Below are 23,100 nucleotides of genomic sequence, written 5' to 3'. Positions count from 1 at the left end.
AGAAGGCCTCGCAAGAGGCCTTTTTTGTGGGAAGTGCAAACGGGATCTGCGTGGGAGCGGGCTTGCCCCGCGATCACCGGCGACACCGGTGCCATACACCGCATCGCGGGGCAAGCCCGCTCCCACGCAGTTCCATTTAACTCACAGCCTAATCTTTGCCCCGCGATTAAGCCGGCCCAGACCTCGTCAGCGATACCAGGCCGCCCCCTCCTCGCCGATGCCATAAAGCGCCCGCGCCTGCGCCAGCACATCCGCCGGCATTACGCCCTGACATACCAGCCCGTACAACGCTGCCAGCACTACGGCATACCGGTCCACCTCGAAAAACCGTCGCAACTGCTGGCGGGTATCGCTGCGCCCGAAACCATCGGTGCCCAGGGTGGTATAGGGCGCCTGCACATACTCGGCGATCAACTGCGGCCAGGCACGCACATAGTCGCTGGCCGCGATCACCGGGGCGTCGCCGGGCAGGCAACGACGCACATGGCAATCCACCTGCTCCCCGGCTATTGCCAGGCGTTGCGCATCCCTGGCCCCACGCGCCAGTTCGCTGAAGCTGGTGACGCTGAACACCTCGCTGTCGACCTGCCAGTCACTGGCCAGCAACTCACCGGCAGCGATCACCTCGCGCAGGATGGTGCCCGAACCCAACAAGCGCACCTGGCCACGGGGAGCGGCCGAGGAATGCCGGGCAAACCGGTACATGCCCCGCAGTACATCGTCGTGCATGTCTTCGGGCAACGACGGCTGCGGGTAGTTTTCATTCATCACCGCCACATAGTGGAACTCGTCCTGCTGCTCCACCAGCATGCGCCGCGCGGCATGGTCGAGGATCACCGCCAGCTCGCCGGCAAAGCATGGGTCCCAGGCCCGGCAGTTGGGCACCGTCGCGGCCATGACCAGGCTCGATCCGTCCTGGTGCTGAAGCCCCTCGCCACCCAGCGTGGTGCGCCCCGCGGTAGCACCCAGCAACAGGCCTCGGGCGCGCTGGTCGGCGGCGGCCCAGATCAGGTCGCCGACCCGCTGGAAGCCGAACATCGAGTAATAGATGTACACCGGCAGCATCGGCTCGCCATGCACCGCGTAGGCGGTGGCTGCCGCGCCCCATGAGGAGATCGCCCCGGCCTCGGTGATGCCCTCCTCCAGCAGTTGGCCATCCCGCGCCTCCTTGTAGACCAGCAGCGAGCCCGCGTCCTCCGGTTCGTAGCGTTGCCCGTGGGGCGAATAGATGCCGATCTGGCGGAACAGGCTGGCCATGCCGAAGGTGCGCGCCTCGTCGGCGACGATCGGTACCACCCGCGGCCCCAACCCAGGCGCCCTCAGCCAGTTGCCCAGCAAGCGCACGGCGGCCATGGTGGTGGACATCTCCTTGCCCTCGGCGTGCAGGGCGAAACCGCCGAACGCCTCCAGTTCCGGCAGGGGCAAGGTGGCGCAGTCGTTGCGGCGCAGCGGCAACGGCCCACCCAGTGCCTGGCGGCGCTGGCGCAGATAGACCATCTCTGGACTGTCCTCGGCCGGGCGATAGAAACGCAGTTGCTCCACCGCCTCATCCGACAACGGCAAATGGAAACGATCGCGGAAGGCCAGCAGCGCCTGCACATCGAGTTTCTTGGCCTGGTGCGCGGTCATCCGCGACTCGCCGGCACTGCTCATGCCATAGCCTTTCTTGGTCTTGGCCAGGATCACCGTCGGCCGGCCCTTGCACGCCCTGGCGGCGGCATAGGCGGCATGCAGCTTGCGAAAATCATGACCACCGCGCTTGAGGGCGTTGATCTCTTCGGCGCTCATATGCGCCACCAGGCGCTGCAAAGCCGGGTTCTGCTTGAAGAAGTGTTCGAGGTTGTAGCTGCCGTCCTTGGCACCGAGGGTCTGGAACTGCCCGTCGGGTGTCGCCGCCAACTGACGCAGCAGCGCATGTTCATGATCGCGGGCGAACAGTGCGTCCCACTCCGAGCCCCACAGCACCTTGATCACGTTCCAGCCGGCGCCGCTGAACAACGCCTCGAGTTCCTGGATGATCTGGCCATTGCCGCGTACCGGGCCGTCAAGGCGCTGCAGGTTGCAGTTGACGATGAAGGTCAGGTTGTCCAGGCCTTCACGGGCAGCCAGGGTCAGGCCGGCAGTCGACTCCGGCTCGTCCATCTCGCCATCGCCGAACACACCCCAGACATGCCGGCCAGAGGTGTCGAGCAACCCGCGATGTTGCAGGTAACGCATGAAGCGCGCCTGGTAGATCGCGTTGAGCGGGCCGATGCCCATCGAGCCGGTCGGGAACTGCCAGAAGTCGGGCATCAGCCATGGGTGTGGGTAGGAACACAGCCCGTTGCCGGCGACCTCCTGGCGATAGTTGGCCAACTGCTCCTCGCTCAGGCGCCCTTCGAGGAAGGCGCGGGCATAGATGCCCGGCGCCGAGTGCGGCTGGAAGAACACCAGGTCGCCACTGCGCCGCTCACCACCGCCCTCGCCGCGGAAAAAATGCTGGAAACCGACTTCGAAGATCTCCGCCGCCGAAGCGTAGCTGGCGATATGCCCGCCGAGCTCGCCGTAGGCATGGTTGGCGCGCACCACCATGGCCAGCGCATTCCAGCGCAGGATGCTGGTGATGCGCTCGTCCAGGTCCAGATCCCCGGGGTAGGCGCCCTGCTGCTCCACCGGCACGGTATTGCGGTAGGCCGAGAAGGCCTGGGCCTCGCGCTCCAGGCCCAGCTCGAGGGCATGGGCTTGCAGGCGCTGCAACAGGTAGCGCGCCCGCGCCGGGCCGCAGTGGGCCAGGGTCGAGGCCAGCGCCTCGCACCACTCGGCGGTTTCCGCTGGGTCGCTGTCCAGGGCGGCATCAAGGGCCGTCAACGGCTCGTTCGGGTTCATCATCGCTACCATCGCGCAGGCCTCGTCCGTGGCGGTTCAGGCACAGGCCTTCAGGGCCTGGGCAATGTCGGCAAGCAGGTCATCGATGTCTTCCAGCCCCACCGACAAGCGCACCAGCCCTTCCGAGATGCCATGCTCGGCACGCTGCTGTTGGGTATAGCTGGAATGGGTCATGCTCGCCGGGTGCTGGGCCAGCGACTCGGCATCGCCCAGGCTCACCGCGCGGCTGAACAGCTGCAGGGCGTTCATGAAACGGCGCCCGGCTTCGATCCCGCCCTTCAGCTCGAAGGCAATCATCCCGCCCGGCAGGCGCATCTGCCGCTGGGCCAGCGCGTACTGCGGGAAGGATGGCAAGCCTGGGTAATGCAGCAACTCGACCTGCGGCTGCTGCGCCAGGAACTCGGCCACCTGCTGGGCATTGGCGCAGTGACGGTCCATGCGCAGGGCCAGGGTCTTGATGCCGCGCATCAACAGCGAGGCATCGTGGGGCGAGAGCACGGCGCCGGTCATGTCCTTGAGCCCTTCCAGGCGGATGCGGTCGATCAGCGCCTTGCGCCCCACCACCAGGCCGGCGGTGATATCACCATGCCCGGACAGGTATTTGGTGGCCGAGTGCACCACCAGGTCGACGCCCAGTTCCAGCGGGCGCTGCAGGTAGGGCGTGCAGTAGGTGTTGTCGACCACGATGCTCAGGTCATGGCCCTGTGCAGCCTCGACCACCGCGGCGATATCCACCAGTTGCATATTGGGGTTGGCCGGCGTCTCGAAGTAGATCATTCGCGTCTTCGCGGTGATCGCGGCCTTCAGTGCCGGAATGTCGTTGAGGTCGACATGGCGGATCTTCACGCCGAACTCGCCGATGCCGTGGTGCAGGTAGGCGAAGGTGCAGCCATACAGGGTGCTACCGACGATCAGCTCGTCGCCCGGGCGTAGCAGGGTCCATAGCGTGGCGGTGATGGCGCCCATCCCAGAGGCCAGCGCCAGCCCGGCCTCGCCGCCTTCGAGCGACGCCATGCGTTGCTCCAGCAAGGCCAGTGTCGGATTGGAAATACGGCTGTAGAAGTGCCCCGGCTCTTCGCCGGCGAAGCAGGCGGCGCCGTACTCGACCGTCGGGAAAGCGTAGGTGGCGGTCTGGTAGACCGGCGGCACCAGGGCGCCGCCGTGGGACAGCGGGTCATAGCCATGGTGGATGGCCCGCGTGGAGAAACCGGTGTTGTTGTTGGAGTCGCGCATGGCAACAGTCTCTTGTGGTTTGTTATAAGCTTATGCCACCAAGCTGCCGCGCTTTTTCCAAACTTGCCCACGCAATCGGGCATGTTTTGAAAGAAAAACAACAAAAATTGAAGATGGAGGGCAAGATATGCCTTCAGCGCTCGACCGTACCGACCGCGCCCTGCTCGCTGCCCTGCAGGACAACGCCCGCCTGACCGTTTCCGAACTCGCCGACCAGGTCGCCCTGACCACCTCGCCATGCTGGCGGCGGGTCAAGTTGCTCGAGGACAACGGCTACATCACCGGCTACCAGGCCATTCTTTCGCCCAAGTCGCTGGGCTTCGGGGTGACCGCGTTCGTCAGCATCATGATGGACTCGCACACCAAGGAAATGGCCCTGGCGTTCGAGAAACGGCTGATGGAGATCCCCGAGATCGTCGCCTGCCACAATATCTCCGGACGCTATGATTTTTTGCTGGAGATCCTGGCGCGGGACCTGGAATCGTTTGGCGAATTCACCCGCGAGGTGCTGCAGCGGTTGCCGGGGGTGAAGGAGATCTATTCGAGCTTTTCGTACAAGGCGGTGAAAGAGCGACGGGTGATTCCCGTTTCCGAAACGCATATCTAGGGCCGCCCTGCGGCCCATCGCCGCGGTTCGTCGCCACGACAAGCCGGCCCCACACCGACCGCGCTGACCTGAAACCCTGCGCCATCCTGTGGGAGCTGGCTTGCCAGCGATGGGCTGCAAAGCAGCCCTAAATGAAAAACCCCGCCGAAGCGGGGTTTTTCACATCAGGCAATCAATCAGATCGCCCCACGCTGACGCAGCACATCCAGCACCAGCTTCACGCCTTCATCGACGCTGACCGACTGGGTGTCGATCACCAGATCCGCATCCAGCGGCACATCGAACGGGAAGCTCTCGCCCGGGATGTTGTCGCCACCGGCGGCATACAGGCCCTGCGGGTCACGCTCGCGGCACACCAGCGGCGACGCCTGTACATAGACGGTCACCAGGCGATCCTTGCCGATCAGCGCCCTGGCCTGCTCGCGGCCCTCGGCATCGGGGGCGACAAAGGCGGCCAGGGTCAGCAGCCCGGCCTCGTTGAACTGACGCGCCACATGCGCGGCGCGGCGCCAGTTCTCGGTGCGCCCGGCGCGGTCCTGCGGCAGGCCCTTGTTCAGGTCGTGACGCAGGTTCTGGCCGTCGAGCACGTAGACTGCACGGCCCATGTCGAACAGCTTGCGCTCCACGGCGTAGGCCAGGGTGCTCTTGCCGGCGCCCGACAGGCCGCTGAACAGTACGGTGGCCGGTTGCTGGCCGAAACGCAGGGCGCGCTCTTCGGTGGACACATGAGCCAACTTGCCGTGTTGGCCAGTGCCACCGTGCGGCAGAACCGGCGGGGCAATGATCATGCCGGCACCGACGGTGCCATTGGTCAGGCGGTCAATGACGATGAATGCGCCGGTGGTGCGGTTGCTCTCGTAACCGTCCAGGGCGATGGCGCTGTCCAGGGCGACCTTGACCCGGCCGATTTCGTTGAGTTGCAGCGCGCTGGCCGCGCCCTGCTCCAGGGTGTTCACATCGACCTTGTGGGTGATGCTGGCGATCGAACCCGGCACATAGCTGGTGGCGCGCTTGATATCGTACTTCTTGCCCGGGAGCATTGGCTCCTCGGCCATCCACACCAGCATGGCGTCGAACTGGTCGGCCACCGTTGGAACATTGTCGGCATGCACCAGCAGGTCGCCACGGGAGATGTCGATCTCGTCTTCCATGGTAAGGGTCACCGCCTGGCCAGGCCCGGCGTTCTCCAGTTCACCTTCATAGGTGACGATGGACTTGACCCGGCTGCTCTTGCCCGACGGCAGCACGACGATCTCGTCGCCCTTGTGCACCACGCCACCGGCGATGGTGCCGGCGAAGCCGCGGAAGTTGAGGTTCGGGCGGTTGACGTACTGCACCGGGAAACGCAGGTCGGTGACATTGCGGTCGGCGGCGATCTCGACAGTCTCGAGGATCTCCATCAACGCCGGGCCCGTGTACCACGGCGAACGCTCGCTGCGGTTGACCACGTTGTCGCCCTTGAGCGCCGACATTGGCACGAAGTGCAGGCTGCTCGGCTTGAGGTCGATGCCCTCGGCGAACTTCAGGTAGTCGGCCTTGATCGACTCGAAGACCTGCTCGTCGAAGCCCTTGAGGTCCATCTTGTTGACCGCGACGACGATGTGCTTGATGCCCAGCAGCGATGCGATGTAGCTGTGCCGGCGGGTCTGGGTCTGCACGCCGTAGCGGGCGTCGACCAGAATGATCGCCAGGTCGCAGGTCGAGGCACCGGTGGCCATGTTGCGGGTGTACTGCTCGTGGCCCGGGGTGTCGGCGATGATGAACTTGCGCTTGGCGGTGGAGAAGTAGCGGTAGGCGACATCGATGGTGATGCCCTGCTCGCGCTCGGCCTGCAGGCCGTCCACCAGCAGCGCCAGGTCGACTTCCTCGCCGGTGGTGCCGGACTTTTTCGAGTCGCGGGTGATGGCCTCGAGGTGGTCCTCGTAGATCATCTTCGAATCGTGCAGCAGGCGCCCGATCAGGGTGCTCTTGCCGTCGTCCACGTTGCCGCAGGTCAGGAAGCGCAGCAGCTCTTTACGCTCGTGCTGGGCCAGGTAGGCGAGGATGTCCTCGCTGATCAAATCGGATTGGTGCGACATGAGGAAACCCTGAAATTAGAAGTAGCCTTGGCGTTTTTTGTCTTCCATGGAACCGGCGCCATCGTGGTCGATGACGCGGCCCTGGCGCTCGGACGTTCGGGTCAGGAGCATTTCCTGGATGATGTCCGTCAGGGTCTCGGCTTCAGACTCGACCGCGCCCGTCAGCGGGTAGCAGCCCAGGGTACGGAAACGCACTTTCTTCTTGACGATGCGCGCCTTCTCTTCCTCGGAGAGGTGCTCGAGGATGCGCTCGTCGTCGATCATGATCAGGGTGCCGTTCTTCTCGATCACTTCACGCTCGGCGGCGAAGTACAGCGGCACGATCGGGATGCCTTCGAGGTAGATGTACTGCCAGATGTCCAGCTCGGTCCAGTTCGACAGCGGGAACACGCGGATCGACTCGCCCTTGTTGACCTTGCCGTTGTAGATGTTCCACAGCTCTGGGCGCTGGTTCTTCGGGTCCCAGCGGTGCTTGCTGTCACGGAACGAGTAGACGCGTTCCTTGGCCCGCGACTTCTCTTCGTCGCGGCGCGCGCCACCGAAGGCGGCGTCGAAGCCGTGCTTGTCCAGCGCCTGCTTCAGGCCCTGGGTCTTCATGATATCGGTGTGCTTGGAACTGCCATGGGTGAACGGGTTGATACCCTGGGCCACACCCTCGGGGTTGACGTGGGTGATCAGCTCCAGGCCCATCTCTTCGACCATCTTGTCGCGGAAGCGGTACATCTCCTGGAACTTCCACTGGGTGTCGACGTGCATCACCGGGAACGGCAGCTTGCCCGGGAAGAACGCCTTGCGCGCCAGGTGCAGCATGACCGCGGAATCCTTGCCGATCGAGTACAGCATCACCGGGTTGTCGAACTCGGCGGCCACCTCGCGGATGATGTGGATGCTCTCCGCCTCCAGCTGTTTCAAGTGCGTCAGATTGTCGACCATGGCTACTCACGAAAAACGATCTTATGGACGGCCTGCGGGCCGTGTTCGAGCGAGCCACTTTATCACAGCACCTGATTCTATTTAGGCGGGCGGCTAGATCGAAAAGGTCTAATGATATGACTGGGGGTTTGGGCAAAAAAGCATCGCGGGGCACGCCCGCGATGCGGCCGTCAGATCGGATTCGGGCAATCGATGAACAGGTGCTCCAGGGCAAAGCGACGCGCCAGGTAATCGCCCAGCGCCTGCACGCCATAACGCTCCGTGGCGTGGTGGCCGGCGGCGATGAAGCTGACGCCGTTCTCGCGGGCACTGTGGAAGGTCTGCTCCGACGCCTCGCCACTGATGAACAGATCGACCCCGGCGGCGATGGCGGTGTCGATGTAGCCCTGCCCGCCCCCGGTGCACCAGCCAACCCGGCGGATCGTCTGCTCACCCTCGATGAGCAGCGGCTCACGCCCCAGCGCCTCCTGCACACGGCGGGCGAAATCCCGCGCCGATACCGCTTCGGCCAGCGAGCCGACCAGGCCCACCACCTTGGGATTGTTGGGGTCCAACGGACCTTCGACGGTGATGTCCAGCTGGCGCGCCAGCTGCACGTTGTTGCCCACCTCCGGGTGCACGTCCAGCGGCAGGTGGAAGGCCAGCAGGCTGATGTCGTGCTTGAGCAGGGTCTTCAAGCGTCGCTGCTTGATACCAGTGATGCAGGGGTTTTCGCCCTTCCAGAAATAGCCATGGTGCACCAGCACCAGGTCGGCCTCGGCCTCGACCGCGGCGTCCAGCAGCGCCTGGCTGGCGGTCACGCCGCTGACGATGCGGCTGACCTGGGGACGGCCTTCGACCTGCAGGCCGTTGGGGCAGTAATCCTGGATCCTGGCGCTGGCCAGGTAGCGCTCGGCTTCCTCGACCAGGATATTGAGGGCGACGGCCATGAAAAATCTCCTCGAATTCGGCATTGCGACGGGCGTCAGGCCCTATAATGGCCGCCATTATGGGCCGTCGCCGGCGTGGGGGAAACCGCCGGCAGGCGCTCGGGGTGTCCGGCCATCGCCGTTCGGTATCTTCAGGTGTATGATCGCGCCCGCTCGCGCCCCGGGCCCATAGACACGGCCCCCGTCCCACTCCCAGGATCGATTCATGCTCAAGGCTCTGCGTTACTTCGGCTGGCCCCTGCTCACCGGTGTGCTGATCGCCATGCTGGTCATCCAGCGCTTCCCCGAATGGGTCGGCCTGCCCAGCCAGGACGTCAACCTGCAACAAGCCCCACAAACCACCAAGCTCATGCAGGGGCCGGTCTCCTATGCCGATGCCGTGACCCTGGCCGCGCCCGCAGTGGTCAATCTCTATACCACCAAGGTGGTGAACAAGAGCGCGCACCCGCTGTTCGAGGACCCGCAGTTCCGCCGCTTCTTCGGCGACAACCTGCCCAAGCAGCGGCGTTGGGAGTCGAGCCTGGGCTCGGCGGTAATCATGAGCCCGGAAGGCTACCTGCTGACCAACAACCACGTCACCAGCGGCGCCGACCAGATCGTCGTGGCCCTCAAGGATGGCCGCGAGACCCTCGCCCGGGTGATCGGCAGCGACCCGGAAACCGACCTGGCAGTACTGAAGATCGACCTCAAGAGCCTGCCGGCGATCACCATCGGCCGCTCCGACAGCATCCATATCGGTGACGTGACCCTGGCCATCGGCAACCCCTTTGGTGTCGGCCAGACCGTGACCATGGGCATCATCAGCGCCACCGGCCGCAACCAGCTGGGCCTGAACAACTACGAAGACTTCATCCAGACCGACGCTGCGATCAACCCGGGCAACTCCGGAGGCGCGCTGGTGGATGCCAACGGCAACCTGGTGGGCATCAACACCGCGATCTTCTCCAAGTCCGGCGGCTCCCAGGGCATCGGCTTCGCCATCCCGGTCAAGCTGGCGCTGGAGGTGATGAAGTCGATCGTCGAGCATGGCCAGGTGATCCGTGGCTGGCTGGGCATCGAAGTGCAGCCGTTGAGCCAGGAGCTGGCCGACTCGTTCGGCATGCAGGGCCGCCCCGGTATCGTCGTGGCGGGGATCTTCCGCGATGGCCCGGCGGCGCGTGCCGGCCTGCAACTGGGTGACGTGATCCTGAGCATCAATGGCGAGCCGGCCGGCGACGGGCGCAAGTCGATGAACCAGGTGGCGCGGATCAAGCCCAACGAGAAGATCACCATCGAGGTGATGCGCAATGGTCAGCAGCTCAAGCTGGTGGCCGAGGTAGGGTTGCGGCCACCACCAGCGCCGGTGGCCGCAAAAGAAGAGAAGTAAGGCTACAGGAGTGGGGCCGTTGGGCGGCCCCTGGTACATCAATGCAGGATCTGGCTGAGGAACAGCCTGGTCCGGTCACTGCGCGGCCGGTCGAAGAAGTCGTCCGGCGCCGCCTGCTCGACGATCTCCCCCTTGTCCATGAAGATCACCCGGTTCGCCACGGTGCGGGCAAAGCCCATCTCGTGGGTCACGCAGAGCATGGTCATGCCATCCTCGGCCAGGCTGACCATGGTGTCGAGCACCTCCTTGACCATCTCCGGGTCCAGCGCCGAAGTCGGTTCGTCGAACAGCATGATCTTCGGCTTCATGCACAGCGCCCGGGCAATCGCCACCCGCTGCTGCTGACCGCCGGACAACTGCCCGGGGTACTTGTGCGCCTGCTCCGGAATGCGCACGCGCTCGAGGAAGTGCATGGCGATTTCCTCTGCCTTGCGCCGCGGCAGCTTGCGCACCCACATGGGCGCCAGGGTGCAGTTCTCGAGGATGGTCAGGTGCGGGAACAGGTTGAAGTGCTGGAACACCATGCCCACCTCGCGGCGGATCGCCTCGATCTGCTTGAGGTCGTTGGTCAGCTCGACGCCGTCGACGACAATACGCCCCTGCTGGTGCTCTTCCAGCCGGTTGAGGCAGCGGATGGTGGTCGACTTGCCCGAGCCCGACGGCCCGCACAGCACGATACGCTCGCCCTGGCGCACGTTCAGGTTGATGTCCTTGAGCACATGGAACTGGCCGTACCACTTGTTCACGCCCTGCATCTGGATGATGCCTTCGGGGCCGGCAGGCTGCTTGATCGCTTCACTCATTTCGAAACTCCTAACGCTTGTGGCCAGTGTCCAGCTTGCGCTCCAGATGCATGGAGTAGCGGGACATACCGAAACAGAAAATCCAGAACACCAGGGCGGCGAACACATAGCCCTCGGTCGCCATGCCCAGCCAGGCCGGGTCAGCCGCAGCCTGCTTAACGCTGTTGAGCAAGTCGAACAGGCCGATGATGATCACCAGGCTGGTGTCCTTGAACAGGGCAATGAAGGTGTTGACGATGCCGGGGATCACCAGCTTGAGCGCCTGGGGCAGGATCACCAGGCCCATCGCCCGCCAGTAGCCCAGGCCCATGGCCGCGGCGGCTTCGTACTGGCCCTTGGGGATGGCCTGCAGGCCGCCGCGCACCACCTCGGCGATGTACGCCGATTGGAACAGGATCACGCCGATCATCGCCCGCAGCAGCTTGTCGAAGCTCATGCCTTCGGGCAGGAACAGCGGCAACATCACCGAGGACATGAACAGTACGGTGATCAGTGGCACGCCGCGCCAGAACTCAATGAAGGTCACGCAGACCACCTTCACCGCCGGCATGTTCGAGCGCCGCCCCAGCGCCAGCAGGATGCCCAGTGGCAACGCGCCGACAATACCGACCGTGGCGATCACCAGGGTCAACATCAGGCCGCCCCATTGGCTGGTGGGCACGGTGTCCAGCCCTAGCGTGCCACCGTGCAGCAGGATGTAGGCCAGGATCGGGTACACCACCAGGAAGCCCAGGCCATACACAGCCTTGCGCGGGAAGCGCTTGATGAACAGCGGGGCCGCGCCGAGCACGGCGAGCCACACGGTCAGGTCGACGCGCCAGCGCAGTTCCGTCGGGTAATAGCCGTACATGAACTGGCCGAAGCGCTGCTGGATGAACACCCAGCAGGCCCCCTCCTTGGTGCAGTCGGCGCGGGTGGTGCCGACCCAGTTGGCGTCGATGAACGCCCACTGCACCAGCGGCGGCACGATCAGCCATACCAGGTACAGGGCGAACAGCGTCAGCAAGGTGTTGAGCCAGCTGGAGAACAGGTTGGCCCGCATCCAGGCGAGCACGCCAACGGTCTTCACCGGTGGCGGCATGTCGGGTTTGAAAACATGGGCTGTCACGGAAGGACCCTCACCGTTCGATCAGCGCAATGCGCTTGTTGTACCAGTTCATCAACAGCGAAATGCTGATGCTGATGGCGAGATAGACGCTCATGGTGATGGCGATTACCTCGATGGCCTGGCCGGTCTGGTTGAGCACGGTACCGGCGAACAGCGAGACCATCTCCGGGTAGCCGATGCCGGCAGCCAGCGACGAGTTCTTCGCCAGGTTCAGGTACTGGCTGGTCAGCGGCGGGATGATCACCCGCAACGCCTGGGGGATGATCACCTTGCGCAGCGTCGGGCCTTCGCGCAGGCCCAGCGAACGGGCCGCCTCGGTCTGGCCGTGGCTGACCGAACGGATACCCGAGCGCACGATCTCGGCGATGAACGCCGCGGTGTAGATGGTCAGCGCCAGGGTCAGCGCCAGCAGCTCGGGGATCAGCACCCAACCGCCGACGAAGTTGAAGCCCTTGAGCTGCGGCACTTCCCAGTGCACCGGGCTGCCGAACAACAACGCGCACACACCGGGGATGCCGATCAGCAGCAGCAGGCCCACCCAGAACTTGTGGAACGGCTGGCCGGTTTCATCGAAACGCTTGTTGGCCAGGCGCACCATCAACACGATGGCGACGATCGCCAGCACCAATGCGATCACGAACGGCCAGAAGCCCTCGGCCATGGCGGCGCCGGGCATGTTCAGGCCACGGTTGCTGATGAAGAAGGTGTCGTCGATATTGATGCTGCCCCGCGGCCCCGGCAGGGTCAGGAACACGGCGAAGTACCAGAACAGGATCTGCAACAGCGGTGGGATGTTGCGGAAGGTCTCCACGTACACCGTCGCCAGCTTGCTGATCATCCAGTTCGGCGACAGCCGCGCCACGCCGATGATGAAGCCCAGCAAGGTAGCCAGGATTATGCCGATGAAGGTCACCAGCAGGGTGTTGAGCAGGCCGATGACGAACACCCGGGCGTAGCTGTCCGATTCCACGTAGGGGATCAGGTGCTGGGCGATGCCGAAGCCGGCACTGCGCTCGAGGAAGTCGAAGCCCGAGGTGATGCCCCGGTGCTGCAGGTTGGTCTGGGTGTTATGGAACAGGTACCAGCCCAGGCCCACCACGAAGACCACCGTGAGGATCTGGAACAGCCACGCGCGCACACGTGGATCACTAAGGGAAAACCCTTTCCGTGCGCCGATTTGATTTTGCATGAAGTGCCCCGAAAAGAAGGGATTCGAACGACCCGCGACGGCAGGATGCCGCCGCGGGGTGCAGCCATCAGCGCACAGGTGGCGCGTACTGGATGCCGCCGTTGTTCCACAGGGCATTCATGCCACGGTCGATCTTCAGGTCGGTGCTCTGGCCCAGGTTCTTCTCGAACACTTCGCCATAGTTGCCGACTTGCTTGACGATCTGCACTACCCAGTCCTTGGGCAGCTTGAGGTCCTTGCCGTACTCGCCATCGGCGCCCAGCAGGCGCGCGACGTCAGGGTTCTTGGTGGACTTGGCCTCGGCCTCGACGTTCTTCGAAGTGACCCCTGCTTCTTCCGCGTTGAGCATGGCGAACAGGGTCCACTTGACGATGCTGAACCATTCCTCGTCGCCCTTGCGCACGACGGGGCCCAGGGGCTCCTTGGAGATGGTTTCCGGCAGCACCACGTACTCGGTCGGCGCGGCCAGCTTGGAGCGCTGGGCGAACAGCTGCGACTTGTCCGAGGTCAGCACGTCGCAACGGCCGGACTCCAGCGACTTGGCGCTCTCGTCGGAGGTGTCGAAGGTGATCGGGGTGTACTTCAAGCCATTGGCACGGAAGTAGTCGGAGACGTTCAGTTCGGTAGTGGTGCCGGCCTGGATACAGATGGTGGCGCCGTCGAGCTCCTTGGCGCTGGAAACACCGAGCTTCTTGTTGGCGAGGAAACCGACGCCGTCGTAGTAGGTGACACCGGCGAACACCAGGCCCATGCCGGCATCGCGCGAGCTGGTCCAGGTGGTGTTGCGCGACAGCACGTCGACTTCGCCGGACTGCAGCGCGGTGAAGCGCTCCTTGGCGTTGAGCTGGCTGAACTTGACCTTGGTCGCATCGCCGAACACGGCGGCAGCCACGGCGCGGCACACATCGGCGTCGATGCCGACGATCTTGCCCTGTGCGTCAGGCACGGAGAAGCCGGGAAGACCATCGCTCACGCCACACTGGACGAAGCCCTTCTTCTTCACCGCGTCGAGGGTGGCGCCGGCCTGGGCGAAGCTGGTGGCGCCCAGCGCGGCGGCGGCGGTCAGGACTGCCAGGGTGGTTTTCAACATCTTCATCAACAACCTCCAAATCGCTCTTGTTGTATGAGCCGGAATTGCACCGCACCCTTATGAGGCGCATCCGACCCCTTGTTGGCTTGTTTTTGGGTCAATTGGCGCAATGGGCTGTTCTATGACAGCCTTCGATCCACACGAGGGGTGTTACCGGGACCGGCCCACCTCTTCGCATGACAAGGACATAGCAAAGGGCGTACCACAGTCCACGGCTTAAGCGATAAAGCGGTAGTCAAGTAGGAAAAGTTGTAGAGTTGCGACATCTTTTTCTGGCATTAACCGCCAATGCCTTCTTTTTACGCACTACATCAGTACGCCAGCACTCTTTCGGAGCAGTCATGACCCAACCGCTGATTCTCGAACCGCAGAAAACCGCCGACGCCTGTGTGATCTGGTTGCACGGCCTGGGGGCCGACCGTTACGACTTCCTACCGGTAGCGGAATTCATGCAGGAACGCCTGCTCAGCACCCGTTTCATCATGCCCCAGGCGCCGACGCGCCCGGTAACCATCAACGGCGGCTACCAGATGCCCAGCTGGTACGACATCAAGGCCATGACCCCGGCGCGAGCCATCGACGAAGCGCAACTGGAAGAGTCGGCCGACCAAGTGATCGCCCTTATCAAGGCCGAACAGGCCAAGGGCATCAACTTGTCGCGCATCTTCCTCGCCGGGTTTTCCCAGGGTGGTGCGGTGGTGCTGCACACTGCCTATATAAAGTGGCAGGAAGCGTTGGGCGGGGTCATCGCCCTCTCCACCTACGCGCCAACCTTCAGCGACGCCCAGCAGTTGAGCGCCTGCCAGCAGCGCACGCCGGCTTTGTGCCTGCACGGTGTGCACGACCCGGTGGTGATCCCCTCGATGGGCCGCACGGCGTTCGAGTACCTCAATACCTGGGGTGTGGCCGCCCAGTGGCATGAGTACCCGATGGAGCACGAAGTGGTGGTCGAGGAACTGACGGACATCCACGACTGGCTGAGCCGCCAGTTGCAGTGATTCTGTAGCCCAGCCCGCATTGCACTACGCCGCGCCCGATTCTTGCATTACACTGCCCGGCGTACATTCCTTAACCAGTTGACGAGACGACCGTGCTCAAGGCACTCAAGAAAATATTCGCCAAAGGTGACGCCGCACCGCCCATCGCCGCGTCCCAACCCGAGCCGGCTCCTCAGCCGGCCGCCGCCCAGGCGCCAGAGCGCCAGGTCGGCAAACCCAGGCCAAAGCCTGCGCCCAAGGCCAAGGCCGAGCCACAAGCCGCCGTCCAGGTCGCCCAACCGCCGCGCGCCGAGTCGCCCGCCAAGGACAAACCACGTCGCGAACGCAAGCCCAAACCCCAGGCCAGCCTGTGGAAGCCCGAGGACTTCGTGGTCGAGCCGCAGGAAGGCAAGACGCGTTTCCACGATTTCAAGCTCTCCAATGAGCTGATGCATGCCATCCACGACCTCGGCTTCCCCTATTGCACGCCGATCCAGGCCCAGGTCCTGGGTTACACCCTGCGCGGCCAGGACGCTATCGGCCGGGCCCAGACCGGCACCGGCAAGACCGCCGCGTTCCTGATCTCGATCATCTCGCAGCTGCAGCAGACCCCACCGCCCAAGGAACGCTACATGGGCGAGCCGCGGGCGCTGATCATCGCCCCGACCCGCGAGCTGGTGGTGCAGATCGCCAAGGATGCCCAGGCACTGACCAAGTACACCGGCCTGAACGTGATGAGCTTTGTCGGCGGCATGGACTTCGACAAGCAGCTCAAGTCGCTGGAAGCGCGCCATTGCGACATCCTGGTAGCCACCCCGGGCCGCCTGCTGGACTTCAACCAGCGCGGCGAGGTGCACCTGGACATGGTCGAGGTAATGGTGCTGGACGAGGCCGACCGCATGCTCGACATGGGCTTCATCCCCCAGGTCCGCCAGATCATCCGCCAGACCCCGCCCAAGAGCGAGCGCCAGACCCTGCTGTTCTCCGCCACCTTCACCGACGATGTGATGAACCTGGCCAAGCAGTGGACCACCAACCCGGCCATCGTCGAGATCGAGCCGGAGAACGTCGCCAGCGAAACCGTCGAACAGCACGTCTACGCCGTGGCCGGCAGCGACAAGTACAAGCTGCTGTACAACCTGGTCACGCAGAACAAGTGGGAACGGGTGATGGTGTTCGCCAACCGTAAGGACGAGGTGCGGCGCATCGAGGAAAAGCTGGTGCGTGACGGCATCAACGCCGCCCAGCTCTCGGGCGACGTGCCGCAGCACAAGCGTATCCGCACCCTGGAGAGCTTCCGTGAAGGGCGCATCACCGTGCTGGTCGCCACCGACGTGGCCGGCCGTGGCATCCACATCGACGGCATCAGCCATGTGATCAACTTCACCCTGCCGGAAGACCCGGACGACTACGTGCACCGCATCGGCCGCACCGGTCGCGCCGGCACCAGCGGCGTGTCGATCAGCTTTGCCGGCGAGGACGATTCGTACCAGTTGCCGGCGATCGAAGAGTTGCTGGGGCGCAAGATCAAGTGCGAGATGCCGCCGGACGAGCTGTTGAAGCCCGTGCCGCGCAAGCATCACTGAATGGCTGGATCGGGGCCGCTACGCTGCCCTATCGCCGGCAAGCCGGCTCCCACAGAGATACGCGCTCCTGTGGGAGCCGGCTTGCCGGCGATCCGGGGCGCAGCCCCGGCCAGCGAATAGAGCATCACCAGCGCCCTGCCGCATCCTGGTCGCTCTGCTTGCCTTCCACCCAGCGCGGTCCTTCCTGGGTATTCTCCTTCTTCCAGAACGGCGCCCGGGTCTTCAGGTAATCCATGATGAAGTTGCAGGCATCGAACGCCGCCTGCCGATGCGCGCTGGCCACGCCGACAAAGACAATCGGCTCGCCCGGTTCCAGGGCGCCGATTCGGTGCAGTACCTCGACCTTGAGCAGCGGCCAGCGCCCTTCGGCCTCGACCACGATCTTGGCCAGGGCCTTCTCGGTCATGCCCGGATAGTGCTCGAGGAACATCCCCGCCACCTCCCGGCCATCGTTGAAGTCGCGCACATAGCCGACAAACCCGACCACCGCGCCCACGCCGACATTGGCGGCGTGCATGGCGTTGACTTCAGCGCCCGGGTCGAAGGCTGCCTCCTGAACGCGCACGGTCATGGTCAACCTCCGGTCACAGGTGGGAAGAACGCGATCTCGTCACCCTCTTCCAATGGCTCATCGAGCCGGCACAGCTCTTCGTTGCGGGCACACATCAGGTTCTGCTCGGCCAGCACCGCGTAGTGTCCACCCTTGCCCGCCAAGGCCTGGCGCACGTCGTCCAGCACCTTGAAGTCGCCTTCCAGGCGCTCGGCGTCGATGCCCAGCAACTCACGGTAGCGGGCGAAATACATGACCTTGACCTTCATCACCCTTCCACCTTGTAGTGCCCGCTCTTGCCACCGGTCTTCTCCAGCAGGCGCACCTGCTCGATGACCATGCCTTTGTCCACTGCCTTGCACATGTCGTAGATCGTCAGCGCGGCAACGCTCGCGGCGGTGAGCGCCTCCATTTCGACGCCGGTCTGCCCGGCCAGCTTGCAGCGGGCGACAATGTGCACCACGTCCTCGCCCTCAGCGGCCAGCTCGACCTTGACGCCGGTGAGCATCAGCGGATGGCACAGCGGGATCAGGTCGCTGGTCTTCTTCGCCGCCTGGATGCCGGCGATGCGCGCCACGGCGAACACGTCGCCCTTGGGGTGTTGGCCATCGACGATCATGCGCAGGGTGTCCGGCAACATGCGCACCCGTGCCTCGGCAATCGCCTCGCGGGCGGTCACGGCCTTTTCAGTGACGTCGACCATGTTGGCGCGCCCCTGGGAATCAAGATGAGTCAGCACTGCTCTGCTCCTGGGAAGGGATGACAGAGTGTAAACCCGCCGGTCAGCTTTGAGCAGAGGGCAGAACAGCGCATCGCGGGGCCAGCCCGCTCCCACGGTGGGAACGGGCTGGCCGGCGACAGGTTACAGGTGCGACTCGGCGTACTCGGCCAGTACCGAGCGTGGCACGCCCTGCAGGGTGATATGAACGCCGTGGGGGAAGTCCTTGAAGCGCTCGGTGAGGTAGGTCAGCCCGGAACTGGTGGCCGACAGGTAAGGGGTGTCGATCTGCGCCAGGTTGCCCAGGCAGACCACCTTCGAGCCGGTCCCGGCACGGGTGATGATGGTCTTGATCTGGTGTGGCGTGAGGTTCTGGCACTCGTCGATGAGGATCAGGCTCTGCTGGAAGCTGCGCCCACGGATGTAGTTCAGCGACTTGAACTGCAGCGGCACCCGCTCGAGGATGTACTCGACACTGCCGTGGGTGCTCTCGTCATCCATGTGCAAGGCTTCGAGGTTGTCGGTGATCGCGCCCAGCCAAGGCTCCATCTTCTCCGCCTCGGTACCCGGCAGGAAGCCGATCTCCTGGTCCAGCCCCTGCACGCTGCGGGTGGCGATGATGCGCCGGTAACGCTTGCTGACCATGGTCTGCTCGATGGCCGCGGCCAGCGCCAGGATGGTCTTGCCCGAGCCCGCCGCGCCGGTCAGGTTGACCAGGTGGATATCCGGGTCGAGCAAGGCGAACAGCGCCAGGCTCTGGTGGATGTCCCGTGGCTTGAGCCCCCAGGCTTCCTGGTGCAGCAGCGGTTCCTGGTGCAGGTCGAGCAGCAGCAGCTCGTCGTTGCGGATGCCCTTGATCCAGCCGACGAAGCCCTGCTCGTCGATGATGAACTCGTTGACGTGCACGGCGGGCAAGTTGTCCGTCAACTGCACCCGATGCCAAGTACGGCCACGCTCCTGGCGCGTGTCGACCTTGCTCACGCGGTCCCAGAACGACCCTGTGACCGAGTGGTAGCCCTTGGACAGCAAGGACACATCGTCGACCAACTGGTCGGTGCTGTAGTCCTCGGCGGCGATCCCGCAGGCACGCGCCTTCAGGCGCATGTTGATGTCCTTGGTCACCAGCACCACGTCGAGGTCCTTGCGCTTGGCGCGCAGGTCCAGCAGCTGGTTGATGATGATGTTGTCGGCGATGTTCTCGGGGAGCAGGCGGTTAGGCTCGTTGCGCGTGCTCATGAGGATGGACAGGAAGCCCTTGGGCCCGCTCTTGCCACGCTGGATCGGCACGCCCTGCTCGACATCGCTGGGCGAGGCGTCGCCGAGGGTCTGGTCGATCAGGCGGATGGCCTGGCGACATTCGGCGGCGATGGTCTGTTTACCGGTCTTGAGCTTGTCGAGTTCCTCCAGCACCGTCATCGGTATGGCGACGTGGTGCTCCTCGAAGTTGAGCAGGGCGTTGGGGTCGTGAATCAGGACGTTGGTATCGAGCACATACAGGATTGGCTGGTTGGAGGAAGGGGTGCGTCCTTGGTCATCCATACTCGTTCACCTTATGTGAAAGCCACACGGCGCGAACGGCTGCGCCGCAGAGTGACTGCCGTTCTCCCCGTATCCGCGTCGTTACGGGCGGGAAGCTCACCTGGCAAGGAAGGCGTGGATGACGCCACCTGTGCTGCAGGGTTCGGCTGTCTGGTTCCTTGATACCGCAAAAACCATGACCGGAAAAAGTCTTTTTACGCTCAGGTGAAGTTTATTTTTCGGATTGACGAACAGGGCTTGGCGTGGGCCCGGAGCAGGACTACAGTCAGGGATCAGGTGCCGCGAAATACACTCAGGCGCGCACGAAACGTTGACGCAACACATCGCTCAGGGCGTCCACCAGCAACACCAGCACCAGCATGGCGATGATCACCGTGCTGGCCTGGGCCTCCTGGAACAGGCTCAGGGTCGCGTAGAGCATCTGCCCCAGCCCGCCCGCCCCCACGAAGCCCAGCACGCTGGCCATGCGGATGTTGTTCTCCCAGCGATAGAGGCTGTACGCCAGCAGTTGCGGCCACAGATTGGGCAACGTGCCGAAACAGAACGCCACCACTTGGCTGCCACCTTGCAAGCGGATCGCCGCCGCAGGCTCTGGCGGTGCATTTTCCAGCGCCTCGGCGAACAGCCGCCCCAGCACCCCGGCAGTGTGCAGGGCCAGCGCCAGCGTACCGGCATTCGGCCCCAGGCCTGCGGCCAGCACGGTCAGCGCGGCCCAGACCAGCTCCGGAATCGCCCGCAGCGCGTTGAGCAGCAGGCGCGACGCGCCCTGCAACGACCAGCCAAAACGCCCGGCGGCCGGCAACGCCAGCACCATGCCCAACAGCATCGCCAGCAGCGTCCCCATACCCGACATCGCCAGTGTTTCCAAGGCGCCCTGCCCTACCGCGCGCAGGTGTGCCAGCGACAGGTCCGGGTGCAGGAAACGCGCCGCGTATTCGCCCATCTGCGCCGGCCCGCCACTGCCGACGACCGCTGCCAGGTCCAGCTCCAGATAAGCAAACGACGCCAGCACCGCCGCCAGGACCGCGACGATCACCAGCCCATTGATCACCCGGTTCATGCGAGCCTCCCGCGCAGGAAACGGCTGAGCAAGTCGGCCAGCACGACCAGCAACAGGAAAGTCAGCAGCATGCTCGCCACCTCGGCACCGGCAAACATGCGCATCGACAGATCGATCTGCTGGCCCAGTCCACCGGCACCGACGAAGCCCATCACCACCGAAGCGCGCACCGCGCACTCCCAGCGGTACACGGTGTAGGACACCACTTCGCTCGCGGCCTCGGGCAGAGTGCCGTAGAGAAACGCCGACAGGCGGCTGCTGCCGGCCTGCAGCAAGGCATGGGCGGGACGCTGGTCCACCGACTCGAAGATCTCCGCGTAGACCTTGCCGAGCATGCCGCTGTAGGTGATGGCGATAGCCAGCACACCGGCAGTCGGGCCCAGGCCCACGGCGCGGACGAACAACAGTGCCCAGACGATCTCGGGCACGCTGCGCAGGAAAATCAGCACGCCTCGCACCGGCAGGCGCGCAGCCCGGGACCATAGCCCCAGGCGCCCTGCGCTGGAAGCGGCCCGCAACGACAACGCCCGGCTGGCCAGCAGGCTGGCCGGTACCGCCAGCAGCAGTGCCAGGCTCATGCCTGCGGTGGCCACGGCCAGGGTCTGCACCGTGGCGGTGAGCAGCAAATCGAGAAACCCGGCATCGTGGGCCGGGGGCCAGAACGCGCTGACGAAGCCGGCCATCTGCTGACGGTTCTCGGCCTGCAACAGCACGCCGGGGTCAAGCTCACTCAGGTGCAGGCCCGGCCACAGCAGCGCCAGGCCCAGCAGGGTCAGCAGCAAACGAGGCAAGGCAGCAGGATCGCGCTGGTCAGTGCTCAGCATCGCGGGATCTGCACCTGCAGGCTCGCCGTCGCGGTGACAGGCGATGTCAGTTGCTCATTGGCGTACAAGGCGCCGAGCATCGCTTCGCTGACCGCTTGCGCCGGGCAATCGAACGCCACCTGCCCGGCGCGAATGCCGACGATGCGCGGAAAGTGCGCGAGGGCGAGCTCCACCGCGTGCAGGCTGGCGACCAGCGTCACGCCGTGGGCCTGGGCATGACGATTAAGCAACGCCAGGCTGTGATCGGCGAGCACCGGGTCCATGGCCGAGACCGGCTCGTCGGTCAACAGCACTTCAGGTCGCTGGTACAAGACGCGGGCGATGCCGACCCGTTGCAACTGTCCACCCGACAACTGCCCGCACTGGGCAAACAGCTTGTCAGCCATGCCCAGCTCGGCCAGTGCCGCGCGGGCACCGGGTATATCCCCGGGGTGAATCAGGTTGAGCAGCCCGCGCAAGGTGCCCCACTGCCCCAGGCGCCCCGCCAGCACGGCGGTGACCACCCGCTGGCGCGGCGGCAGGGGCGGCGCCTGGTGCACCAGGCCGACCCGTGCGCGCAAGCGCTGGCGGGCGCCGGCAGACAGTGCCCAGGGCTGCTCGCCCAACAACTCCAACCGCCCGCTACTGGGCGGCACGGCAGTGGCCATCAGGTGCAGAAGGCTGGATTTGCCGGCTCCGGACGGACCGATGATCGCCACCCGCTCGCCCTGGCCGATTTGCAGGTCCAGCGCGCTCAAGGCCTGGACCTGGCCATGGCGCACGCTGGCGCCCTGAACACGGATACTCACTTGAGCAGTTCGGCCTTGCGTGCGGCTTCTTCGATACCCTTGTAGTTCTCGGGTTTGGTCTCGATGAAGCGGCTGGCTGCCTGCAGGTCGAGGATCGCCTTGTCCGCAGGCTTGGCCGGATCCAGGGCGAGGAAGGCTTGCTTGATCTTCTCTTTCAGCGCCGGGTCCATTTTGCCGCGCACGGTCCAGTTGTAGTCGTAATACGTCGGTGTGGTGGCGAATACCTTGACCTTGTCGGTATCGACCTTGCCGGCATCGACCAGTTTCTGCCATACGCTGGCGTTGAGTACGCCTGCATCGACCTTACCCGCCGCCACCCAGGCCACGGTGGCGTCGTGGGCACCGGAATAGGCGACGCGGCTGAAGTAGCTCTCAGGCTTGATGTTGTCTTCCTTGAGCATGAAGTAGCGCGGCATCAGGCTGCCGGAGGTGGACGAAATCGAGCCGAAGGCGAAAGTCTTGCCCTTCAGGTCGGCCAGGCTCTTCACGTCAGGGTTGGCGGTGATGAACTTGGAGGTGAACTGGGCATCCTGCTCCCGCTGCACCAATGGCGTGGCGGTCGGGTCCTTCAGGTGCACTTGAACGAAGGTGAAGCCCCCCAGCCAGGCCAGGTCCAGGCGATCGCTGGCCAGCGACTCGACCACCGCGGGGTAGTCGGCGACCGGCACGAACTGCACCTTCATGCCCAACTGCTGCTCGAGGTATTCACCCAGCGGCTCGAACTTGCGCAGCAGTTCGGTCGGTGCTTCATCGGGGATGGCGCTGACGCGCAGGACGTCGGCGGCCTGGGCGACCACGGCGCAGCAGGACAGCGCGAGACCGGCAAACAGTGCCAGGGGGCGTTTGAGCATGGGGGT

General features: G+C 64.5%; 21 protein-coding genes. 4 read left to right on the top strand and 17 right to left on the bottom strand.

The window, feature by feature from the left end:
• Positions 1-186 precede the first annotated feature (186 nt).
• Both mdeB and DFS21_RS01080 read right to left on the bottom strand, forming a co-directional pair.
• Complete coding sequence (gene mdeB / locus DFS21_RS01085) at positions 187-2,877, bottom strand: alpha-ketoglutarate dehydrogenase (RefSeq protein WP_111531709.1); 2,691 nt, start codon at positions 2,875-2,877, stop codon at positions 187-189.
• 24 nt (positions 2,878-2,901) lie between these two features.
• Positions 2,902-4,098 carry a methionine gamma-lyase gene (locus DFS21_RS01080; RefSeq protein WP_110700481.1) on the bottom strand — a complete coding sequence of 399 codons (1,197 nt, stop codon included), beginning with the start codon at positions 4,096-4,098 and terminating at the stop codon, positions 2,902-2,904.
• Between the two features lie 127 nt (positions 4,099-4,225).
• Here DFS21_RS01080 and DFS21_RS01075 point away from each other — a divergent pair, with 127 nt between their 5' ends.
• Entirely contained in the window at positions 4,226-4,705 is a 480-nt protein-coding gene (locus DFS21_RS01075) for an Lrp/AsnC family transcriptional regulator (protein WP_102685201.1), read from the top strand.
• A 176-nt stretch (positions 4,706-4,881) separates the two neighbouring features.
• Here DFS21_RS01075 and cysN read toward each other — a convergent pair whose 3' ends face one another.
• From cysN to DFS21_RS01060, 3 genes are all read right to left on the bottom strand, one after another.
• Positions 4,882-6,783, bottom strand: a complete 1,902-nt coding sequence (gene cysN, locus DFS21_RS01070) for a sulfate adenylyltransferase subunit CysN (RefSeq protein WP_111531708.1) — start codon at positions 6,781-6,783, stop codon at positions 4,882-4,884.
• A gap of 15 nt (positions 6,784-6,798) precedes the next feature.
• Complete coding sequence (cysD, locus tag DFS21_RS01065; RefSeq protein WP_038707406.1) at positions 6,799-7,716, bottom strand: sulfate adenylyltransferase subunit CysD; 918 nt, start codon at positions 7,714-7,716, stop codon at positions 6,799-6,801.
• Between the two features lie 170 nt (positions 7,717-7,886).
• A complete protein-coding gene (locus tag DFS21_RS01060) occupies positions 7,887-8,645 on the bottom strand; it encodes a Nif3-like dinuclear metal center hexameric protein (RefSeq protein ID WP_110700504.1) in 759 nt (252 codons plus the stop codon).
• A 205-nt stretch (positions 8,646-8,850) separates the two neighbouring features.
• Here DFS21_RS01060 and algW point away from each other — a divergent pair, with 205 nt between their 5' ends.
• The gene (gene algW, locus DFS21_RS01055; protein ID WP_046857030.1) at positions 8,851-10,011 is read left to right on the top strand and encodes a Do family serine endopeptidase AlgW; all 1,161 of its coding nucleotides are present in this window, start codon (positions 8,851-8,853) and stop codon (positions 10,009-10,011) included.
• A 38-nt stretch (positions 10,012-10,049) separates the two neighbouring features.
• Here algW and DFS21_RS01050 read toward each other — a convergent pair whose 3' ends face one another.
• The 4 genes from DFS21_RS01050 to DFS21_RS01035 form a co-directional block, all read right to left on the bottom strand.
• The gene (locus DFS21_RS01050) at positions 10,050-10,814 is read right to left on the bottom strand and encodes an amino acid ABC transporter ATP-binding protein (protein ID WP_023629378.1); all 765 of its coding nucleotides are present in this window, start codon (positions 10,812-10,814) and stop codon (positions 10,050-10,052) included.
• A gap of 10 nt (positions 10,815-10,824) precedes the next feature.
• Positions 10,825-11,922, bottom strand: a complete 1,098-nt coding sequence (locus DFS21_RS01045; RefSeq protein WP_110700506.1) for an amino acid ABC transporter permease — start codon at positions 11,920-11,922, stop codon at positions 10,825-10,827.
• 10 nt (positions 11,923-11,932) lie between these two features.
• Complete coding sequence (locus DFS21_RS01040) at positions 11,933-13,111, bottom strand: amino acid ABC transporter permease (protein WP_110700508.1); 1,179 nt, start codon at positions 13,109-13,111, stop codon at positions 11,933-11,935.
• Between the two features lie 67 nt (positions 13,112-13,178).
• On the bottom strand, positions 13,179-14,207 hold the full coding sequence (locus DFS21_RS01035) for an amino acid ABC transporter substrate-binding protein (protein ID WP_023629381.1): 1,029 nt from the start codon (positions 14,205-14,207) through the stop codon (positions 13,179-13,181).
• Between the two features lie 335 nt (positions 14,208-14,542).
• Here DFS21_RS01035 and DFS21_RS01030 point away from each other — a divergent pair, with 335 nt between their 5' ends.
• Positions 14,543-15,199, top strand: coding sequence for an alpha/beta hydrolase (locus DFS21_RS01030; RefSeq protein ID WP_110700510.1), 657 nt, complete (start codon positions 14,543-14,545; stop codon positions 15,197-15,199).
• 92 nt (positions 15,200-15,291) lie between these two features.
• On the top strand, positions 15,292-16,764 hold the full coding sequence (gene rhlB, locus DFS21_RS01025; RefSeq protein WP_110700512.1) for an ATP-dependent RNA helicase RhlB: 1,473 nt from the start codon (positions 15,292-15,294) through the stop codon (positions 16,762-16,764).
• Between the two features lie 124 nt (positions 16,765-16,888).
• Here the strand turns inward: rhlB and moaE are convergent, their stop codons facing one another.
• The 8 genes from moaE to DFS21_RS00985 form a co-directional block, all read right to left on the bottom strand.
• Entirely contained in the window at positions 16,889-17,335 is a 447-nt protein-coding gene (gene moaE / locus DFS21_RS01020) for a molybdopterin synthase catalytic subunit MoaE (protein WP_102685459.1), read from the bottom strand.
• Positions 17,336-17,337: 2 nt separating this feature from the next.
• Complete coding sequence (moaD, locus tag DFS21_RS01015) at positions 17,338-17,583, bottom strand: molybdopterin converting factor subunit 1 (RefSeq protein WP_023629385.1); 246 nt, start codon at positions 17,581-17,583, stop codon at positions 17,338-17,340.
• On the bottom strand, positions 17,583-18,053 hold the full coding sequence (moaC, locus tag DFS21_RS01010) for a cyclic pyranopterin monophosphate synthase MoaC (protein WP_046857035.1): 471 nt from the start codon (positions 18,051-18,053) through the stop codon (positions 17,583-17,585). The genes moaD and moaC overlap by 1 nt, the downstream gene beginning before the upstream one ends.
• Before the next feature lie 123 nt (positions 18,054-18,176).
• The gene (locus DFS21_RS01005) at positions 18,177-19,571 is read right to left on the bottom strand and encodes a PhoH family protein (protein WP_111531707.1); all 1,395 of its coding nucleotides are present in this window, start codon (positions 19,569-19,571) and stop codon (positions 18,177-18,179) included.
• A 292-nt stretch (positions 19,572-19,863) separates the two neighbouring features.
• Positions 19,864-20,631, bottom strand: a complete 768-nt coding sequence (gene phnE / locus DFS21_RS01000; RefSeq protein WP_110700515.1) for a phosphonate ABC transporter, permease protein PhnE — start codon at positions 20,629-20,631, stop codon at positions 19,864-19,866.
• Positions 20,628-21,455 (bottom strand): ABC transporter permease, encoded by an 828-nt coding sequence (locus tag DFS21_RS00995; protein ID WP_110700517.1) that lies wholly within the window; start codon positions 21,453-21,455, stop codon positions 20,628-20,630. The genes phnE and DFS21_RS00995 overlap by 4 nt, the downstream gene beginning before the upstream one ends.
• Positions 21,449-22,243: a phosphonate ABC transporter ATP-binding protein gene (locus tag DFS21_RS00990; protein WP_110700519.1), complete on the bottom strand. Its 795-nt coding sequence runs from the start codon at positions 22,241-22,243 to the stop codon at positions 21,449-21,451. Before DFS21_RS00990 ends, DFS21_RS00995 begins: the two co-directional genes overlap by 7 nt.
• On the bottom strand, positions 22,240-23,094 hold the full coding sequence (locus DFS21_RS00985) for a putative selenate ABC transporter substrate-binding protein (RefSeq protein ID WP_110700521.1): 855 nt from the start codon (positions 23,092-23,094) through the stop codon (positions 22,240-22,242). The genes DFS21_RS00990 and DFS21_RS00985 overlap by 4 nt, the downstream gene beginning before the upstream one ends.
• Positions 23,095-23,100: the final 6 nt, after the last annotated feature.

The organism is Pseudomonas sp. 2848 (assembly GCF_003253945.1).
In the GTDB taxonomy this organism is placed as follows: Bacteria; Pseudomonadota; Gammaproteobacteria; order Pseudomonadales; family Pseudomonadaceae; genus Aquipseudomonas.
Note: the sequence above shows the minus strand (reverse complement) of the source record. Positions and strands in the feature narration are given on the sequence as shown.

Bases quoted from the DNA above. Each gene is read 5' to 3' on its own strand.
- algW (WP_046857030.1), top strand. From the start codon at position 8,851: ATGCTCAAGGCTCTGCGTTACTTCGGCTGGCCCCTGCTCACCGGTGTG.
- DFS21_RS01035 (WP_023629381.1), bottom strand. From the start codon at position 14,207: ATGAAGATGTTGAAAACCACCCTGGCAGTCCTGACCGCCGCCGCCGCG.
- DFS21_RS01040 (WP_110700508.1), bottom strand. From the start codon at position 13,111: ATGCAAAATCAAATCGGCGCACGGAAAGGGTTTTCCCTTAGTGATCCA.
- DFS21_RS01050 (WP_023629378.1), bottom strand. From the start codon at position 10,814: ATGAGTGAAGCGATCAAGCAGCCTGCCGGCCCCGAAGGCATCATCCAG.
- DFS21_RS01030 (WP_110700510.1), top strand. From the start codon at position 14,543: ATGACCCAACCGCTGATTCTCGAACCGCAGAAAACCGCCGACGCCTGT.
- DFS21_RS01005 (WP_111531707.1), bottom strand. From the start codon at position 19,571: ATGGATGACCAAGGACGCACCCCTTCCTCCAACCAGCCAATCCTGTAT.
- DFS21_RS01060 (WP_110700504.1), bottom strand. From the start codon at position 8,645: ATGGCCGTCGCCCTCAATATCCTGGTCGAGGAAGCCGAGCGCTACCTG.
- mdeB (WP_111531709.1), bottom strand. From the start codon at position 2,877: ATGGTAGCGATGATGAACCCGAACGAGCCGTTGACGGCCCTTGATGCC.
- moaE (WP_102685459.1), bottom strand. From the start codon at position 17,335: ATGACCGTGCGCGTTCAGGAGGCAGCCTTCGACCCGGGCGCTGAAGTC.
- DFS21_RS01075 (WP_102685201.1), top strand. From the start codon at position 4,226: ATGCCTTCAGCGCTCGACCGTACCGACCGCGCCCTGCTCGCTGCCCTG.
- DFS21_RS00995 (WP_110700517.1), bottom strand. From the start codon at position 21,455: ATGCTGAGCACTGACCAGCGCGATCCTGCTGCCTTGCCTCGTTTGCTG.
- cysD (WP_038707406.1), bottom strand. From the start codon at position 7,716: ATGGTCGACAATCTGACGCACTTGAAACAGCTGGAGGCGGAGAGCATC.
- phnE (WP_110700515.1), bottom strand. From the start codon at position 20,631: ATGAACCGGGTGATCAATGGGCTGGTGATCGTCGCGGTCCTGGCGGCG.
- cysN (WP_111531708.1), bottom strand. From the start codon at position 6,783: ATGTCGCACCAATCCGATTTGATCAGCGAGGACATCCTCGCCTACCTG.
- DFS21_RS00985 (WP_110700521.1), bottom strand. From the start codon at position 23,094: ATGCTCAAACGCCCCCTGGCACTGTTTGCCGGTCTCGCGCTGTCCTGC.
- moaD (WP_023629385.1), bottom strand. From the start codon at position 17,583: ATGAAGGTCAAGGTCATGTATTTCGCCCGCTACCGTGAGTTGCTGGGC.
- DFS21_RS01080 (WP_110700481.1), bottom strand. From the start codon at position 4,098: ATGCGCGACTCCAACAACAACACCGGTTTCTCCACGCGGGCCATCCAC.